The following is a 20,235-nucleotide window of genomic DNA, read 5'->3' on the forward strand; positions in this document are numbered from 1 at the left end:
TTAACAAGATTAAGAATGGGAACGAAATTTTCGACACGCGTATGGGTAAGTGTAGTCGGCATAGCATCGATTTTTTTGGGCAGTAAAGGATATGCGGATACTGTGATTTCGGTAGCCGACTTTGGGTTGAAACCCGATACGAGGGAGAATGCCGTAGCATATGTTCAAAAAGCGATAGAGGCTTGTAGGGGAAAAGAGCCGGTAACCCTTGTCTTTCCCGAAGGACGTTATGATTTTTGGCCTCAATATGCTCATGAGAAAAATTATTATGAGACCAATACCTACGATGTTTTTCCGAAGCGATTGGCAATGCTTTTCGAGGGGCTTCACAATATCACTGTCGACGGGAACGGCTCGCAGTTCGTCATGCACGATCGAATACAACCGATAACCGTTGAGAATTGCGATGGCGTTACCTTGAAAAATTTCTCTATCGATTGGGATATACCGCTTACGGCTCAGGCTCGTGTGACAAAGGTGGGTAGCGATTTTTTCGAGATCGAAATCAATGTCCTCGAATCTCCCTATATCATTGAAGACGGCAAGCTGGTATTCGTGGGTGAAGGCTGGAAAAGTGCATTAGGCAGTATGATAGAATTTGAGTCTGATACGCATTTCGTGGTTCCCGGTACGGGTGATTTGGTGCTGGGGAGGAATTGGAGAGACTATACGGCCGTTTCACCTCGGTATGGTATTGTGCGGTTGAGTCGGAAGGGAGGATTCGAACGATACCCGGCCGAGGGTAACTGGTTGGTGCTGAGGCATAGCACGAGAGACCATGCCGGAATTTTTATCTGTGGCAGCCACGATGTGCGGTTGTCCGATGTGCAGGTATATCATACCGCCGGCTTGGGTATCTTGGCACAATATTCTTCTGATATTGCGTTCAAAAAAGTGAGTGTAGAGCCCAATGCGGCGAAGGGACGCATATTGAGCGGTCACGACGACGGTTTCCATTTGATGGGGTGTAAAGGTAAAATTACGGTCGACAGTTGTCGTTGGGCTGGTTTGATGGACGATCCCATAAACGTACATGGAACCTGTGTCCGGGTGGTGAAAGTCCTTTCTTCCGATAAGGTTGTCTGCCGGTTTATGCACGACATGAGCAAAGGTATGGAGTGGGGATTTCCGGGAGATAAAGTCGGTATGATCGAAAACAACACCATGCGCACGGTTGCTACTGCAAATATACGCTCGTTCAAGGCGATAGACGAGTATGAGTTCGAATTGGAATTGACATCGGATTTGCCGGAAGAAATCGGGGTAGGCGCTGCATTGGAGAATCTCACGTGGACTCCCGATGTCGATATTCGCAACTCGTTTTTCGGTTCTTGCCGGGCGCGGGGATTACTGGTTTCCACACCGGGAAAAGTAGTGATTGAAAACAATGTGTTCGAGTCGAGCGGGTCGGCTATATTGATTGCGGGCGATGCGAATTATTGGTACGAATCGGGTGCGGTAAAAGATGTGCTTATTAAAGGAAACGACTTCCGTTATCCCTGTATGTCTTCCATGTATCAGTTTTGTGAAGCCATCATATCTATCGAGCCGGAAATTCCCCAGCCCGATACGAAGTATCCGTTCCATAGCAATATCAGGATTGAGAACAATACATTCAATCCGTTCGACTATCCTATTTTGTATGCAAAAAGCGTAGACGGTATTTCGTTTACAGGGAATGTGATTCAAAGGAATACAACCTATAAACCGTTCCACAAACGAAAGGCCGCCGTAACATTGGTAAAATGCCGCCGTGCGAAAATCAAGGATAATAAGATTATAGGCGATGTGCTGGGTGCTCCCGGTGGGAAACTGTCTATTGTGAAAGAATAATGGATAAGACGTTGGGCGGAATGTTAATTCCGCCTTTCTTTTTTGAATAGGAATCTTGTTTTATCCCTTTCTCTCTGTTCCAAAGGTTTGGTTTTTAAAAATTTGTTTATATTTGTGATGTTGTAAAAAAGGGGCGAAGATATACGCTTTTATGTTAGAAAAGAGTTTGTATGATAAAACCTTAAAATTCAAATCTCATGAAATACCCGATCTCGATATTCTTGTTTATTTTCATGTTTTTTGTTTGTTCTTGTGCCGGTTTAGGAGGGTTTCCTCTGTATTCGGGAAGTTATGGTTCGCAGGCGGCTAGTCGTTTGACTCCGGTCGAAAATCCGGCTACCGGATTATATGGCTATGTCAATGACTTGGGTATGTGGGTAATACAGCCTAAATTCAGATCTGCACAACGTTTCCGTAACAACGGACTGGCGCGAGTGCAAATTGGTGTGCGGTACGGAGCCATAAATATGGCTGGGAAAGTGGTGATAAATCCGGTGTTCGAGCACAGCTACGATGTGGATAACGCTATTACTTCGATGGAGAAGGGGAGATTGCGCGGAATCGATTTATGGGAGACCCGCGATTCCAAGAGTGGATTGTACGGTTATCTTGATTATTATGGGAATTGGTTCATTAAACCGCAATATTACAATGCACGAGGATTCAACGACGAGGGCTTTGCCGTTGTGGAGGTCGGGAGAAACCGCTGGGGCGCGATCGATAGAAACAACAGAATAGTCATTCAACCCAATTTTAAGGCGTCGTATGAGGCGGAAAATGCGCTTAGGCGTCTTTGGGGCTATTAATTTCAGATTAAATAAAGAATAATATTATTATTTCCATTGGCGAAATAGATATTTATTGGAAAAATAACATGTAAATAATAATATTTTTAGGCAGATGGTTTACATTTGCATATTATATTATTATTGCCAGAGTTGAAAAGTGAATGTGACAATATTATCGTAGGCCTCAAATCGGGTTCTTTCGATGCCTTTGAAAAGGTATACAAGTTGTATAGTGGTAAATTATACAACTTTGTCATGAGAATATCTGGCGGAGACAGTTATTGGGCGGAGGAAATCGTACAACGTACGTTTGTCCGGTTGTGGGAGATACACGATCAGGTGAGTCCCGATAAATCGTTGATTTCTTATCTTTGTACCATAGCTAAGAATCTGTTGATGAACGTGTATCAGCGGCAGACTGTCGAATATATTTATGCGGAATATGTTCTTGAATCTTCGGAAGAATATAGCGATAATGCCGATGGAGAGCTGGACGGTAAGTTGCTGGAAGAATATATCGACCGACTTGCCGAGGAACTGCCGCCGTCGCGTAAGAAAATATTTGTTTTGAGTAAACGTAAGCATTTTACGAATAAAGAAATAGCGGTCGAGCTGAATATTTCGGAGAGTACCGTCGCGACGCAATTGTCGTTGGCGCTTAAATTTATGAGGGATAAATTGATGGCCCATTACGATGAGTTGTTACCCTTAGTGATTTATGCCGCTTTAATTAAGATAGTTTAACTATAAACGATTAGACGTGCGAGCCGATTTGCTTTTATACTAGGTAAAGGAACAAATGGATAAGGAATATTTCAAAATACTCATCGAGAAGTACCTCGACGGAAACGCTTCGACGGCAGAAGTCAAGGAATTGTGCGAGTGGATAAAAAATAACGATTCGCTCGACCGATGGATTATGCAAGCTATTGAAAGAAGCGATTCTCATCTCGATGAGGAAGTCTATGAACGTCTGTATACCCGCATTAAAGAGGACATAGAATCCCGGGAGAAAAAGTCGCATAGACGATTCTCCTTTGTTCCGATGTTGCGGTGGGCCGCCGTTGTCTGTTTACCGATTATCGCTGCGTTGGCCGTATATGAGTTGGGACTCGATTCAAAGGTGGATACTCTCCCGTTGGTAGTAACTGCCGAGAGTGGGGAACGAGCCAAAGTCCAATTGCCCGATGGTACGAAAGTAAATATAAATTCAGCCTCTCAAATTAGTTATCCGCATGATTTTAATGGGGAAAGAAGAATCGTCGAGCTCGATGGGGAAGCCTATTTCGAGGTGACTCCCGATAAGGAGCGCCCGTTTGTCGTAAAGGCTGCCGGTCTTGAAATTACAGTATTGGGTACGGCTTTCGACGTGTGTGCTTATAAAGACGATAGCGAGGTGTCGGTCGTTTTGTTGACAGGGAAAGTCGATGTGGCGTCGGAGAGCGATCGCTATGTCATGCAGCCCGACGAGAAACTGGTGTATGACAGAAACACGGGAACCATGCAGGTCGGTAAGGTTTATTCGAAGGAATATGTCGAATGGACCGATGGAAATTTACGTTTCGAAAATGAATCGCTGGAAAACATCGTTAAGGTTTTATCTCGTGTATATAACGTAAAAATCGTTTTCGACTCGGCGTTTCCCGAAGGACAATATTTTTTCACCGGTTCGATAGGAAGCGGAGGCATTACAAATGCTCTCGATATCTTGTCGATGACATCGTCATTACATTATGAAGTGCGCGATTCTGTCATCATGCTTCATAAAAAATAATATAACAGCTCCTCTTTTGAATATTTCCCTATGGGGATAAGAATGCTTGGTGTTTGCGTCGAGCCGGCTCCCCTTTTTGCTTATGAAAATGGCACATGTCGAATCATTTAAGAATTAGATAATTTAATAAATGTTAATTGTAAAATAGGCTTGGATAAATCTGGGTCGCTACTTGTATACCCAATAGACGATGGAAATTAAAAGTAACACATTATTGCAGATACCTTTTATACTAATATCTTTTTAATCAAAGAAATAAAAATGAAAAACGTATGAAATCAAACCATTTTAAGATGAGGTGGCTATGCTTGTTGTTTGCGCTTTTTACGCTCAATATTCAGGCGCAGATTACGGTAGATATTAAAAATAAGCCGTTGAAAGAAGCCATAAAAACAATCGAACGGTCGAGCAATTATAGCTTCTTTTATAATGTGGAGTTAGAGGGGCTTGATAAACTCGTGACGGTGAAAACCGACAATGCATCTTTGGAAGAGACCATGAAACAGTTATTGAAGGGAACGAATATCACATTCCAAAGGAAAGTCGATAATGTAGTTGTTTTGCTTTCCAAACAGCAGCAAGCGGCTAAACGGTCCCGTTCTGTTTCCGGTAAGGTAGTCGATGAAAAAGGCGAGGCCATTATCGGGGCCAGTATTATCGTAAAAGGTTCTTCGATAGGAACTTCGACCGATGTAGATGGAAATTTTACTATCAATAATATTTCGGATAACGCTCTGCTGGTCGTGTCTTCTATCGGCTATAAAAAGACAGAGGTTCCTGTCACGAATGAAAATCCCATTGAAATTCGATTGAACGAAGATTCCAATTTGATGGACGAGGTAGTGGTGGTAGGCTACGGTGTTCAAAAGAAAATAAATTTAACGGGATCGGTCGTTTCGGTAGACCATGATGTTTTAGCCAATCGTCCTATCGCTAATGTGACGACCGGTTTGCAAGGCATGTTGCCGGGTGTCTCTATCGTTAATACGACGAGCCGTCCCGGTGATAATAACTCTTCTATACGGGTGAGGGGTATCGGGACATTGAATAACTCCGACCCTTTGATTCTTATCGACGGCGTGGAAGGCGACATGAACACGTTGAACCCCGACGATATAGAGTCTGTATCGGTATTGAAGGATGCCGCTTCCTCTTCTATCTATGGTTCGAGAGCGGCCAACGGAGTTATTCTTATTACGACGCGTAAGGCCGACCGCGAGGTAAAACCTACGGTCACTTATACCGGATATTTTGCCATGCAAAAACCGACGGCCCTTCCCGAAATGCTCGATGCCGTCGAATATCTTACTTTACTGAAAGAAGCGACTTCGAATGTAAATAAAAGTTGGGGGTATACACAGGAGGATATCGATGCCGTCATTAACGGAACCGATCCGAATTTCCGGGCGAATACGAACTGGATAAAAGAAATCACGAGAGATTATGCTCCTCAACACGGTCACAATGTAAATATCAACGGTGGGAATAAGAACATGGGGTATTATTTGTCCTATGGAAACTTAACCACTTCGGGACTTATGGTAGGCAACGGTTATCATGCTACCCGTAATAATGTGAGAATGAAATTAAACACCGAGCTTTTCGATCGATTGACCATCGAGGGAAATGTGAGTTATACCGATGTGGATAATTGGACTCCTGCATCGAGCGATAGCGAAAATTCGGGACTTTTCTATCAAGCTCTCCGTTCTTCTCCTTTGACTCCCGTGAAATTCACCGACGGGCAATGGGGATATGGCGGTAGCTCGGCAAACCCGATAGCACAAGCCTACGACGGTGGTTTTATCAATTACCATAAACGTGAGACCTCGTTGAATTTCAGTGCCGGATTGAGAATTATCGACGGGTTGACGGCAAAGGTTCAATATGCTACCCGGTTGGTCGATGTGTTGCGGAAACAACAACAGAACATCATACAGCACTTTTATCCCGATACCGAAACGCCATTGGCTTATACGTCGAATACGAGTAAGTTCAGTCAACGCGATATTGCCCAACGATACCAGAATGTGATGGCACAGGTCGATTATGATAAGACGATAGGGAAACATTCTTTCCATATTCTTGCCGGCTTTTCTCAGGAGTGGCAGTTGTACCAACAAATGGATGCCAGTCGTCAGGATTTGGTCTCCAACGATCTCCATGTGCTGAATGCCGGAACCGATTTGCAAACCAATAGCGGCTATGACAATCATTGGGCGATTCGTTCCGGGTTCGGGCGGGTCAATTATAATTTCAACGATCGCTATTTGGTAGAGGCCAATTTGCGTTACGACTTGTCGTCGCGTTTTCATAAAGATCACCGGGGAGGCTATTTCCCTTCGGCATCGGTGGCTTGGCGTTTGACCGAAGAGTCGTTTATGGAATCGACCCGCAGCTGGTTGGATAATTTGAAAATTAGGGCCTCATACGGTACTCTGGGTAACCAATATACCTCTTCGTTATATCCTTATATGGCTTTGATTCAACCTTCTACCTCCAACATGCCTATCGGCGGAGAGATAACCTCTTCCATGCAGCAAAGCGAGGCATCGAACAATATTCTCTCTTGGGAGTCCATAAAGATGACTAATATCGGATTGGACGTTAATTTGTTGAATAATCGTTTGTCGTTGACGGCCGATTACTTCATTAAGAATACCGACGATATTTTGCTGAAAGTGAAACTTCCCGATGTGCTGGGTGTGAGTGAACCCTACCAGAATGCCGGTAAGGTTCAAAACAAAGGTTGGGAAATCGCTTTGGCTTGGCAAGATAAAATAGGGAAAGATTTTACCTACGGGGTGAATGTCACTTTTTCCGATGTGAAAAATAAAGTGGTTAGCGTGGGAAATACGGCCGACGATTTCAGCGGCGATCGCATTCGTGCGGTGGGCTATCCTATTGATGCATTTTGGGGATACAAATCCGACGGGCTTTATACGGTCGATGATTTTGATTATGACATTGCCACGAACACTTATACGCCGAAAGCGACGACCCCTATTATCGAGGAATATCGCACGAAGGTACAACCGGGAGATATAAAATATGTGGATATAGATGGCGACGGGAAGATTACGCCTACCGAGGATCGTTGCTATATAGGCAGTGCTATTCCTCGATATAATTATACGATCGGACTCAACGCCGCTTGGCGAGGAATCGATTTCAGCCTCTTTTTACAAGGTGTGGGTAAATGTGACGGATATATCGGAGGCATGGGACGACATGCGTTTACCGAGCTTGCCAACTATCCGCAGAAGGCACATCTCGATCGTTGGACTTGGGAAAACCAAAATCCTCATGCATCCTATCCGCGTTTTACGTATGATGAAACATACAATCGGGACGAATTTTCTTCTTTCTGGCTCGAAGACGCTTCATACCTGCGGGTAAAAAATTTGCAAGTGGGTTACACGGTTCCCCGTAAAGGGATCATTTCCAAGATGCATATTGAGAATTTGAGAATATATTTTTCGGGCGAAAATTTGTGGACGTTCACCGACTTCTTCTCGTCGTATGACCCTGAGATTCCTGTAAGCAGTGGAGGTTACTATCCTATCACGGCCTCGTATTCTTTGGGTTTGAGCATTACATTCAAATAATTATCGATATAAATGTCAGAATATATGAAAACAAAATATTTAGCAATTCTGCTGTGTGCGGCGTTTGTTTTACCCGGCTGCAACGATTCGTTCCTTGACAGAATCCCGTTGGACGAACTTACCGATGAAACATATTGGGAAACCGAGGAACATTTGATATTGGCATCTAATGCCTGCATCAATTATTTGAGAGGAAAAAGCAGGAGTGTCGATATGGAATTTTTGGGAGATAATGTTTTTCGTGAACGTTCGTCGGAATACAAGACTCTCGGGAGTGGAAATTTTACGAGTGATTTGTCGGTTATCAATTCGGAGTGGACGACCGATTATGACGGTATCAGACGTTGTAATCACTTTCTTGAAAATTACGAACGTGCTCAAAAGGTTTCTGCATCTGTAAGAGAAAGATATGCCGGAGAAGCCATTTTCATAAGAGCCTATTTGTACAGTTATCTGGTGAATTGCTTTGGCGATGTACCCCGTGTAACCAATACGATAGATGTGGGAGACGACGAGCTTTATGGCTCCCGTACCGATAAGGAAACCATGATCGAGTGGATTCTTGATGAGTTTGACCGGGCAGCTGCGGTATTGCCTTATGCTAAGGATTTGAAAGATAGCGAACTCGGTCGTCCCACAAAAGAGGCTGCTTGGGCGTTTAGTTCTCGGTTTGCGTTGTACCACGAGCGTTGGGACAAGGCTGTTTCTTCGGCAGAAGAGGTGATGACTGCCGGTTTTCATAAATTGTACGATAACGGGAATCCCGAAACGACTTATAACGAGTTGTTTACTTTGGCTGCCAATCCGGTGACTAATAAGAACAACCGGGAGTTTATCGTTACTCGTCTGTATAGTGAGGAAGCCAATCAAACTCATAACCTCAGCCGGGAATTGCAAGTTCCCAACGAGGAGGCTCGTTCTGCGCCCACTCGTTCGCTCATGGATGCCTATTTGTGTAATGGGCTTCCCATAACTTTGCCGGCGAGCCGTTACCGCGAGAATACCCACGAAGCTATCTTCAATAATCGGGATCCACGTATGGCGCAGACGATTTTGAAACCCGGAGCGAAGTGGGGCGGATATCCCGGTAAGACTACCTATGAACAGCCTAAGTTCTCGAATTCGGCTACCAGTTGCCGCACGACGACAGGTTGGTATTTTACGAAATTTGTCGAACTCTCCGCAATCTCTCGTTATAACAAAGACCAGAACGCCATTCCGTTGATGCGTTATGCCGAGGTCTTATTGAACTGGATCGAAGCAAAGGAGATGAGGGGCGATGCAATTACTCAACCGGATATAGATAAGTCGATAAACCTTCTTAGAGACCGGGTTGGAGCAGACAAGATGGTATTGACCAAATTGAATGCTTACGGGCTGAATCTGAGAGACGAGATTCGTCGGGAACGCCGGGTCGAACTGGCTCTCGAAGGGGAGCGCTATTTCGATTTGTTACGTTGGAAACAAGGAGATTTGTTGGCGAAAGATGTGACCGGTATGCGTAAGAGTACTGTTCCGCCCAGTGAATATGTTTATGTCGAAGATATTCCTACCGATGATAAAGGGAATTTGATTTTGATGACGGGGCGTACTTTCTCTGATATGAAAAATTATTTATGGCCGATTCCGTTCACACAAACGCAACGTAATCCCAATTTGCTCCCTAATAATCCCGGTTGGGAATAAGGATAGCTTACACAATTAATGTTATCTATATATGAAAACTCATTTTAAATTCATTTTGTGCTTCGTTGGAATTTTATCGATAACTGCTTGCGGTTCGTCCGACCCGGATTTGCCGGGTTCGGGCGGGACCGGCGGTGACGATGAAACTCTGGTCACGTTGGCTGGCGACCGTTCGTTTTCTCTTCTGTCGTTGAGTGCCGGTAAAGGGTTAGCCTCTGGGACGTATAATATCCAGCCGTTAGCGGCATTTATTCAGGAAAATAATACCGATGTCGTAGCATTGCAAGATGTGGATTTCGGGACTGCCCGCACGGGAAAAAAGAATCTGGTTGGCGAGGTCGCTAACCGTTGCAGCAAGGACGGTCAACGCCGGCAGGGGATATTCGCCTCTACCGGTCGGGAAGATGGCGGAGAAACAGGAGTGGCTTTGTTTGTCCGGGAATGTTTTTATGGTACGAATAAAGTGAATTTGAACGATGAATTGGTATTGCTTACTGCTCCTTATGAATTGGGTTCGGGCGAGACGGTTCTTATCGCTACATGCCAGTTCGATAAGGAGGATGCCAATAAACGGGTGCGTCAGGCCGAAGCTCTTGCCGCTTATGCCGACCAAGTAAAGCAAAACATCGTTATTTGTGCTTCTGTCTATGAAAATGAATCGGGGAATGTATTCAATATTTTGAAGAAGAAGTATCGCCGTTCCTGCAAGTTCTCTTCGGAAAATACATATCCTGCCGTTCAACCCGAATCGAGATTCGATTATGTGTTGACTCCTTTGTCCCAGAATTGGGGAACACAGGCGGTTCAGGTTAAGGGAGATCAAACCGTTTCGGATCATAAGGCTCTATTTTTGCGTATAGGATTAAAATAAAGAACAGATGAAAAAGTATAATTATTTCAGCAGAGTATCCGGCTGGGGAATATGTATGTTATTTCTCCTCACAGGGCTCTTTGCCGGTTGTTCCGAAAACGAAGAGGTCTATCCGAAGGGACAAAGACCTGCTGGCATTGAGTCGGTTAGAAAGGTAGCTTGCATAGGGAACAGTATAACCTATGGGGCGAGACAGTTTTTAAACGATAGGGAAAAAGAGTGCTACCCGGCTTTGTTGGGTAATATGTTGGGAGAGGGTTTCGAGGTCGCCAACTTCGGGTGTAGTGGCACAACCCTTTTGAAGAATGGCAATTCTCCATATTGGAATACCAAAGAATATACCAATGCCAAAGCATTCTTACCCAATATTGTCATTGTAAAATTGGGCTCGAATGATTCAAAGTCGGGCAATTGGTCTAGTCATGGCTCCGAGTTTGAGTCCGATCTCACGGATTTGGTTCTTTCCTTACGGAGTCTGTCAACTCGTCCGAGGGTCTTTTTGTGTACGCCGGCCATAGCGTATAGCAACTCGTTCGGAATAGACGACGGTATCATAACGAGCGAAATTATTCCGGCTATTCAGCGGGTTGCCGCAGCTCAGAATCTCACGGTCATAGATTTGCATACGGCTTTGCGGGGGTATGGAGATTTGTTTCTTGATGGAGTCCACCCCGGATTGGAAGGAAACAGAGTAATAGCGACCATCATTTACGATGTGTTGGCAAAAGAATATTCTTTGAATAAATAACAAATAGAATGAATCATGAAAAAAATTATATCGATACTATTAGGAATATGTTTGTGTGGAGGCGTGTTTGCCCAGACTCAACTGAAAATAATCTCGTTTAATATCCATGCAGGTTATGATGCCCCTATCGCCGACATCGCTGCTTTCATTAAGGAACAAGATCCCGATATCGTGGCTTTGCAGGAAGTAGAATACTATACGAATCGAACAGGGGCGAATACGCCGAGGCCGATCAATAACAATATCAATATGTTGAATGAGTTGGCCTATTTAACAGGCATGCATGGAATGTTTTATGTAACTCTCGAAAAATGCTACGGCGGTAAATTCGGTAACGCTATTTTGAGTAAACACAGTTTTGACGAGACTCGTAGAATTATGTTGCCATGTGCGGCCGGTACAGAGCAACGTAATGCTGCCATTGCCGATATAAAGCTCCCCGACGGGACCGAGTTTTCGATTGTCGACACTCACATCGATATGTCTAAATTGGACAACGGCATGTCGCAAATTAAAGAAGTTAACCGTATTCCGCAGTTGGGGAAACATTATATTGTAGCCGGGGACATGAATCGTCGGGTAGGAACTGCCGAGATTAACGAATTGTCCAGCGTATGGACGTTGGCTCTCAGTCGGGAGTTCGATCATATCGGTTACTATCCGGCCAATGGGTGGGTGGTAAAAGAAACGAAAGTCTTTTCCGATAACCAGTTGTCCGACCATTATCCCATTATGGTTATCCTCGAATTTGTCAAATAACGATGTAGATAAAAGTGTATCATGTTATAATATTCAAAAATTAATTTTAATCGTCGTCTAATTAATTTCTATTAAAAACATTAAGCTATGAAACTAAGAAAAATTTACACAAGTGCAGGAATCTTGCTGCTCTCTTTATTTTGTATTGGAGATGCGGTAGCGAAAGATGCTAAGTTTGAAACAGGTGTTTCTTTCGGTAGTACAGGAGCCGATGAGCCTTACAGCTCTCTGACGGATAAAGACGGAAATTATTATATTTCGGGTATGTGCCGTGGAGATGTGGAATTTGCCGGTGGAGCTACGATTAAAGGTCGTGGCGGTATGGATGCCGTTATCGTGAAATATGATGCCGAACTTAATTTTTTGTGGGCAAGAGCCGTGGGTGGCAGTAAAGACGATACCTTCGAACGCATTGCAGTTACCTCTGCGGGCGATATTGTCGCTGTCGGTAAAATATCGGGTGATGTTACTATCGACGGTACGGACCAGACGTTGAGCGGTACGCAATCTACCGACGGGTGTATCGTCGTTTATGATAAGGACGGTAATTATAAATCGTCGGCTCAGATAAAAGCGGCGGGAGCATCTTTGTGCTATTCGGTGGCTGTGGACAAGAGCGACAATATTTTTGTGACGGGATCGACTGTCGGAGCGACCGATTTCGGAAATGAAAAAACCGTGACAATCGAGGGAAGTAATCCGGGAACATTCTTGGCTTGCTATAATAATTCTTTGGTCTGCCAGTGGGCTATTGCCGGTTCAAGCCCCGTTCAATCCTATGGCTGGGCCGTGAATTTCGATAAAGAAGAGAATATACTGCTTACCGGACGTTTCGGAACGACGTTCACAATCACCGGGACCGACGGGGAAGCGCTGACGACTGCCGTGGGCTCGGAATCTTCGCAAGACACCTATGTGGCTAAATTGTCTCACGAAGGTGTGGGACAATGGATTACGTATGTAACGAATTCCAATCGTATCGATACCCGTTCGATAGACTCCGACTCACAAGGAAATGTTTATATTTGGGGACATTGTCAGTCGGCGGTTACTCCCGAAGGACAGTCTCCTCTTGGATTTAACGGGAATTTCGATTCGTTTTTGATTAAATACTCGTCTGCCGGAGCCTATTTGGACGGTATGAATCTCGGTGGGAGCGGTCGTGATGAAGCTAAATCTCTATTTGTCGATGCAGACGACAATATTTATGTCGCCGGTAATGTGAACGGCGACGGCTCGAAAGGAGGAACTGCCGTGAATATGAATCCTCGGGGAGAATCCAAAGATTATACGTTCAAAGGTCATGACGGTTATGTCGCTAAATATAACGGTTCTACATGGGAACTTATGCAACTGGAAAAAACGGTTACGCCCGATAATGCCAATCAGCACGAAGTCGCTTGGTGTGTAACGATGTCTCCCGATTACAATAAGGTGTATGTAACCGGATATTTTAATAATGGCGCCACCGTTTTTGACGGGGCTTCGCTCACTCTTCCGTTTGTACGGGATTATGATATTTATACGGTTCTATATTCCTATACCTTAATGGTAAAGACCAAAACGTTGGAGCCGGGTGTAGCCAATGAGCCTTATTACAGCAATATCGTTGTGGATAATGTAGAGGGTGCAGTGAAGTTCGAAATCGTTTCTGGCGCGCTTCCCGACGGTATTACGTTAAGTAAAGACGGTGCTTTTGCCGGTACACCGACGAAGAACGGTTCTTATACGTTCACCGTCAAAATTTCCGATGACGTTTCTTCTATTCAAAAAGAATACACGTTGGTTATTAAATCGGGAGAAGGTTGCGATGTATTCATCGTTACCGATCAGTGTCCCGATGCATACATAGGTTATCCCTATTCGCTCCAACTCGAAATAGAAGGTGAAGGTATTACCTGCGCTCTTACCGGAGGCTCGTTGCCGGTCGGCCTTTCTTTGACGCCCGAAGGATTGATTTCAGGGACCCCGGCAGAATCCAACGAACCGGGAATTTACAGCTTTACGGTGAAAGCTACCGGAGCATCGGGTTGTGACGATGAATTGGAATTGTCGATGATACTTTCCGACGAAACTCCCAGTGGAATAAACCGTGTAAGTCTCGATTCGTTCCAAGTCTATCCTACGGTTTCTTATGGAGAAATTACGTTGAAAGCCGACTTCGGTAAGGATATGAAGGCTCGGGTAGCTGTCGTGACTCCACTCGGAACTTGTGTATGGGAAAAAACATATTACGGTGTACAACTCGATGAGGTAATTTCTACTGCCGATATGCAACCGGGAGTTTATTATCTGGTATTGTCGACGGAAGAGGGTAAATCGACCAAGCCTTTTATTGTAAAGAGATAAGTAATCGAAGACTTTTTTCGAGATGACTCCGGTTCCTTTGAACCGGGGGCCGGAGTTATCTTGTATTCATATAATTGATAGAAATGAAAAGAAGTGAATTTTTAAGGTTGATGGGAGCCACTACGGTTGCAGCCGCTCTTTCCGATTTTCAGGCGATATCGCAGACCGTCGGAACGTTGAAGGGGGGAACGGTCGGGGCAGACAATTTAGCCGACGAACTCTCGTCCGATCTGGAAAGTCAAGAGGCTGTGGTTGATAAACCGGTTACAGCGATTGTGATTGGAGCCGGAGCCCGTGGAAGAACGTATGCCAGTTACTCGGAACATTATCCTAACTCTTTGAAAATTGTAGGTGTAGCCGACATCAATACAGAGCGTAAGGAGTATATGAAAAATCTGTATCGTATCCCCGATGAGCACTGTTTCAGCGATTGGAAAGAAGTATTCAATGTCCCTAAATTTGCCGATGCAGTTATCATCGCCACACCCGATAACTTGCATTATGCGCCGGCTTTAAAGGCTATGGCTGCCGGATACGATTTGTTGTTGGAGAAACCTGTCGCCCAGTCGATAAAAGAGTGTACGGATATTTTGAAATACGCCAAGCGCTATGACCGTATTGTGGGCATTTGCCACGTCTTGCGGTATGCCCCTTATTTCATTGCGCTTAAAAAGGTATTGGATTCGGGTAAAATCGGCGAGTTGGTCAGCATACAACATATGGAATGTATTCGTTATCACCACATGGCCCATTCCTATGTACGAGGAAACTGGAAAAGCTCGAAGGACACGACTCCCATCATTATCGCGAAATCGTGCCACGATATGGATATGATGCGGTGGCTTGTGAACAAACCCTGCAAATCGGTATCGGCTTATGGAGGTTTGAAACTGTTCAAGAGGGAGAATGCGCCCGACGGCTCTACCGAGCGTTGTCTCGATTGTCCGGTAGAATCGCAGTGTCCTTATTCTGCCAAGAAGATATATTTGCAGAGGAGGCAATTCCTGTATGTGTTCGATATTCCCGATAACGATTGTAAAAACCACAAGTACGACAGTTTGATTCTCGATAAGCTCAGAACCTCCGATTATGGCCGATGTGTTTATCGATGCGATAACGATCAATGCGACCATTTCGTGGCATCGCTCGAATTCGATAACAATATTACCGGAGCCTTCTCGATGGAAGCCTTTACGGCTACCGGTGGCCGTCTTACCCGTGTTATGGGAACGAAAGGCTGGATCGAGGGAGATATGAAAAAATTTACCGTAACCGATTTTCTGACAAATAAGAAATTGGTTTGGAATAAAGATATATCTTCTTTGCCGGGATATGAAGGTCATGCCGGCGGCGATTTTGGAATCGTGAAAGACTTTGTGCTGGCCGTCGCTCATAGAGATACTTCCTATTTGACCAGTACCATCGACCTTTCCATTGAAAGTCATGTGATGGGCTTCTTGGCCGAAAAGAGCCGGGTGCTGAAAAAGAGAATCGATATGTAGGCATGAGTAACGGACCGTTAAAAAAATGTGATATGTGAATTTTAAGGTGCAAATTGAGTTTTCAAAAGATAGATAAGCGATGACGAGCCGGGCACATTGTGATAATGTGTCCGGCTTTTTATGTGTAAGATTTTATGTTACAGAGGTTTGATAACGGCTTGGGATAGATGAGCTTGGTTCATGTCTTCTTCTTTCTTTTTTTTAAGTGAAAAAAATAGATTTTTTCACTAGGGATAAAGTGCTATTTGGGGTTTTATATAAAAGGAGTTATATAAAAATGCATTTTTATATCATGAAAAACGAAATGGAAACTATGAAGAACCTGTTTCAACGAAGAAGATCGATCACAAATTATAATTCTTATTAAACTATTGAAGGGGAGAGCGTTGCTTAGGAGATGGGTGTACCTGAGGCGCGAAACGTTATTCTTTTTATTTCCCGAAATCATTTTGATTTTTTAATATTAAAAATATGTGTAGCCTATGGATATAAATTTGACTGTTTCTTAATATTATTAAGAAGGGGCTATTGATTTCTGAAAAATTCAAATACCGCGAGAGGCACAGTATGTATGAAAGTAAGGGGTTCGTTTCTATAAATTTTTGTATTGTATGGTGTCTTCTGGGGTCTCTGAGAATTTCGTGAGTTATTATCTCTTCTTTATTCGGTGAAACTGAATGATTAAAAATAAAAGGTTCTCCGGTAGAATCGTGTCGATATCGAATGGATTTTGCCGGTGAGTCAATAATTAACAAAACAATTAAAAATTATCATGAAAAAAAGTGTACAGTTTTTGTTGCTGTTCTTGATGTGCATAAGCGCTTCTTGGACGTGGGCGTCGGACGCTCCCGAGCGGACCGTCTTGTTTAATATGGGAGACTATGATTCCCAATATTGGCGTATTCCGGCTTTGGTGACTGCTGCCGACAATTCGTTGGTCGCTGTGGTGGACAAACGAGGCAGCAGTTTGGGAGACCTGCCCAATACGATTTCCATTATGTCGAGAAGAAGTACCGATAACGGTAAAAATTGGTCGGAGCCGGTTGTCGTTGCTCAGGGCGGTAACGGTAAAACATATGGCGATCCGGCTGTGGTACTCGATAAAAAGACGGGAAATTTGATTTGTATGTTCGTGGGGGATCAAGGTCTATGGAATGCAACGCCATATAACCGACAAGGAATCTATGTCTCTAAGAGTACCGATAACGGTGTTTCTTGGAGCGAGCCGGTAGCTATTACCGATCAGGTGTATGCTAACCACAGCGGTTGGTATGCCGGTTTTGCCGGATCGGGTCACGGTTTATGCTTGAAAGATGGCCGTTTGATGTTTGTTTTGGCGATTCGTGCCACTTCTGCTACCGGAGTCCCTCTTCATAATTATGCTATCTATTCCGATGACGGAGGCGATAATTGGACTTTATCGACCAATGCAGCTACGACTGTGGGAGACGAGGCCAAAGTGGTGGAACTTGAAGACGGGGATATTTTAATGAGCATCCGCAATCCAAGTAAGGGCAACCGCATTTTTTGTAAATCCACCGACCGGGGGCAGACTTGGGGCAAAGCCTATTTCGAGACGGAATTGAAAGACCCGGCTTGTAACGGCGATATCATTCGTTACTCCTATTCTACCGACGAAGGATCGGAAGGAAAGAGCCGTTTGTTGCACTCTCTTCCGGAAAGTACGACAACCCGTGAGAATGTCACAGTTTATCTGAGCGAAGACGATGGCGAGACTTGGCCGATAAAGAAACGTTTGGTAGACGGTTATTCTGCCTATTCTTCTTTAACGGTTTTGCCCGATGGGACAATAGGCGCTTTGGTCGAAGAGGGTAAATGGGATAGTAATCTTCCGGGTGAAGACGGGTTCCAACTCGTGTTCTATCGATTCACGATGGATTGGCTCACTTCCGATGTTACCGAGCCTCCTGTGGTTTCGGAAGGTACATTGCAACTGAACGGTACGGATCGCTATATGCGTATTCCCTCTGCCGATGATTTCAATATTGCTATCGGTGAATCCTACACGGTTACTTGCAAGGTGAAAATGCCTTTCTCGGGTAGTTCTTGCCGTTTTGTGTCGAAACGTTCTTATACGGGAACGGCCAATAGCGGTACTGTCGGTTGGGAAATGTGGGGCGATATGAATGCCAGTACACGATTCTCTACCAACCTTTCCCCTGCCGGTTCGCCGTGGGGCGGTAAAGGTAACGGTACAGGTGTCACGTTCACTGAAAATCAATGGGTGCACTTGACTTGGGTTTTCGACTGGAACGAAAATACGACGAATATTTATGTAGATGGTGTATTGGGTGAATCGAAATCTCTACACGCCGATTTTCAATCTAAGTCTCTGGAAAATAACTTCGATGTTTTGGTCGGAGCCGGATATTCGAACAGCGACGGTTCGGCATCTGTTCCCTCCTTTTTTATGAATGGCGAGATGGACGACCTGCGTTTCTATAATAAAGCGTTGACTTTGGACGAAATTAAAGCCGATATGGACGCTACCGTAGACGGAACGACCGATGGTTTGGTGGCTGCTTATGACTTTACCGATATTTCGGGGGTAGAAGTTCCCGATATCTCAGGTCACGGACATACGGGTACATTGGTGAATTTCCCCAATTACAGTACGCTTTATACCGTGACAATCGCTGCTCCCGACCCCGAACAAGGGACATTGAAAGTGATGAATGGTTCCACCGAAGTGGTTAGCGGAACCGGAATACCCGAAAATACGAGGTTGACTGTCGTGGCAGAACCTGCCGACGGATACCAGCTGAAAGAAATTCGGGTGAACGATGTGGCATTGGAAAGAAACGTGAACATTTTTACGCTGACGCAAGAGACCACGGTTACCGCCGAATTCGAAGAGGCCGTACCGGAATACTGCACGTACGAAGGGAACTCGTCACATGACCAGCGGTATGTCCGCAGTATCACTATGAACGGAGGAACTTCTCCTTTCTCGGTATCGGTATATTCCACGACAAGACAAGCGGTTTATGTAGACAAGACCGACCATGTGTTCGAAGCATATGCCGGAGAGGAGATACAGCCTGTCGTTAATTGGGCAGGAGAATGGATGCACGGCTACCTATACATCGACTACGACAAGGACTACACGTTCTCTTATACTTTGGGGAGTGACGACTATCCCACGGCCGACGGCGAGCTGGTCTCCTATACGTTTTATAGCCCGAGTGACTCTCAGTGGGGTAAGAACAGCAAGGGCGAAACTACGGAGAATAACAGCAGACTGGACGATGTTCCCTCCTTCACATTGCCCGAGAGTCTTGCTCCCGGCGAATACCGCGTGCGTTTGAAAATAGACTGGTGTCACTTGGATCCTTGTGGGCATCCCGACGAAATCCCCAATACCCTTACCGGCAACGGCGGCAACATCGTCGATTTCACTTTGCGGATCGTGGAGCGGCCGGCCACCTATACGGTGACCTTGCCGGAGACGGTAGAGAACGGTACGCTGACCGTGATGAACGGCAGTGTGGCCCTTGTGCCCGGAGCAAACACGGTGGAAGAAAATTCGGAATTGACCATCACCGCCGAACCGGCCCAAGGATACCGGCTGGAATCGCTCACCGTCAACGGCAGCGCCTTCACGAGCGGAGATACCTATACGGTGACGGGAAATACGGAGATAGCCGTTTCATTTGCCGAGATTCCCGTTGTGACGCATATCATCACCTATTCGGTTAAGCAAGGCGAAGGAACTATCACCTTATCCAACCTCGAAGGAACCGAAACTTACCAGAGCGGAGCATCTCTGAGAGCGGACAAGTCATTCAAGATCACCTTCTCACCTGCCGAAGACTACATTGTGGAAAAGGTGATGTATGGTCCCACAAGTTTTGGTGCGATCATGGAGTTGACTTTGGACGAAAACAACAGTTACACGATGCCGGTCGAACAGTTCGTGGGCGACTACACGTTCGAGGCCTATTTCACGTACGATCCGGGAACCGGCATAGCAGAGAACGACCGAGAGGCTATATCTGCCCGCTATGCGAACGGTGTTCTCCATGTGGAGGGCGTGACGGAAGGCGAGTTTGAACTCTGCATATACAACCTCACGGGAAAACCGGTGAGAACGGCGACAGAGACGGTGGTCGACGTGGCCGACTTGGCAAAAGGTTGCTATCTCGTCAAGATAACGACCGCAGAAGCCGAGAAAACCGTGAAATTCATTAAGAAATAAGACACAGGGAACGATGCCCTCATAAACAAAGGTCGGCGGGGAAACTCCCCGCCGACCTTTGTCATTTTTTCACGATGTCCCGCCCGTTTTGTCCTTCG

Annotated in this window: 12 protein-coding genes; all 12 read left to right on the forward strand. The window is 45.1% G+C overall.

All coding sequences use genetic code 11. From position 1 onward, the window contains the following. Positions 1 to 15 precede the first annotated feature (15 nt). Positions 16 to 1,833, forward strand: coding sequence for an alpha-1,3-galactosidase-related protein (locus HMPREF9448_RS13305; RefSeq protein ID WP_008863097.1), 1,818 nt, complete (start codon positions 16 to 18; stop codon positions 1,831 to 1,833). Positions 1,834 to 2,030: 197 nt separating this feature from the next. Next, the gene (locus HMPREF9448_RS13310; protein ID WP_008863098.1) at positions 2,031 to 2,639 is read left to right on the forward strand and encodes a WG repeat-containing protein; all 609 of its coding nucleotides are present in this window, start codon (positions 2,031 to 2,033) and stop codon (positions 2,637 to 2,639) included. Positions 2,640 to 2,771: 132 nt separating this feature from the next. Beyond that, entirely contained in the window at positions 2,772 to 3,365 is a 594-nt protein-coding gene (locus tag HMPREF9448_RS13315; RefSeq protein WP_040296332.1) for an RNA polymerase sigma-70 factor, read from the forward strand. 55 nt (positions 3,366 to 3,420) lie between these two features. Continuing rightward, positions 3,421 to 4,395 (forward strand): FecR family protein, encoded by a 975-nt coding sequence (locus tag HMPREF9448_RS13320; RefSeq protein WP_008863100.1) that lies wholly within the window; start codon positions 3,421 to 3,423, stop codon positions 4,393 to 4,395. Positions 4,396 to 4,667: 272 nt separating this feature from the next. Then, on the forward strand, positions 4,668 to 8,003 hold the full coding sequence (locus tag HMPREF9448_RS13325; RefSeq protein WP_008863101.1) for a SusC/RagA family TonB-linked outer membrane protein: 3,336 nt from the start codon (positions 4,668 to 4,670) through the stop codon (positions 8,001 to 8,003). Between the two features lie 24 nt (positions 8,004 to 8,027). Beyond that, positions 8,028 to 9,689, forward strand: a complete 1,662-nt coding sequence (locus HMPREF9448_RS13330; protein ID WP_008863102.1) for a RagB/SusD family nutrient uptake outer membrane protein — start codon at positions 8,028 to 8,030, stop codon at positions 9,687 to 9,689. Between the two features lie 31 nt (positions 9,690 to 9,720). Then, complete coding sequence (locus HMPREF9448_RS13335; RefSeq protein ID WP_008863103.1) at positions 9,721 to 10,560, forward strand: endonuclease/exonuclease/phosphatase family protein; 840 nt, start codon at positions 9,721 to 9,723, stop codon at positions 10,558 to 10,560. Between the two features lie 7 nt (positions 10,561 to 10,567). Then, the gene (locus HMPREF9448_RS13340) at positions 10,568 to 11,308 is read left to right on the forward strand and encodes a GDSL-type esterase/lipase family protein (RefSeq protein ID WP_008863104.1); all 741 of its coding nucleotides are present in this window, start codon (positions 10,568 to 10,570) and stop codon (positions 11,306 to 11,308) included. A 15-nt stretch (positions 11,309 to 11,323) separates the two neighbouring features. Further along, on the forward strand, positions 11,324 to 12,067 hold the full coding sequence (locus HMPREF9448_RS13345; RefSeq protein ID WP_008863105.1) for an endonuclease/exonuclease/phosphatase family protein: 744 nt from the start codon (positions 11,324 to 11,326) through the stop codon (positions 12,065 to 12,067). A gap of 87 nt (positions 12,068 to 12,154) precedes the next feature. After that, entirely contained in the window at positions 12,155 to 14,416 is a 2,262-nt protein-coding gene (locus HMPREF9448_RS13350) for a putative Ig domain-containing protein (protein ID WP_008863106.1), read from the forward strand. 83 nt (positions 14,417 to 14,499) lie between these two features. Further along, complete coding sequence (locus HMPREF9448_RS13355) at positions 14,500 to 15,918, forward strand: Gfo/Idh/MocA family protein (protein ID WP_157260386.1); 1,419 nt, start codon at positions 14,500 to 14,502, stop codon at positions 15,916 to 15,918. Between the two features lie 772 nt (positions 15,919 to 16,690). After that, positions 16,691 to 20,137 carry an exo-alpha-sialidase gene (locus tag HMPREF9448_RS14505; protein ID WP_008863109.1) on the forward strand — a complete coding sequence of 1,149 codons (3,447 nt, stop codon included), beginning with the start codon at positions 16,691 to 16,693 and terminating at the stop codon, positions 20,135 to 20,137. Positions 20,138 to 20,235 lie beyond the last annotated feature (98 nt).

Origin of the sequence: Barnesiella intestinihominis YIT 11860 (assembly GCF_000296465.1) — a bacterium.
Taxonomy (GTDB): Bacteria; Bacteroidota; Bacteroidia; order Bacteroidales; family Barnesiellaceae; genus Barnesiella; species Barnesiella intestinihominis.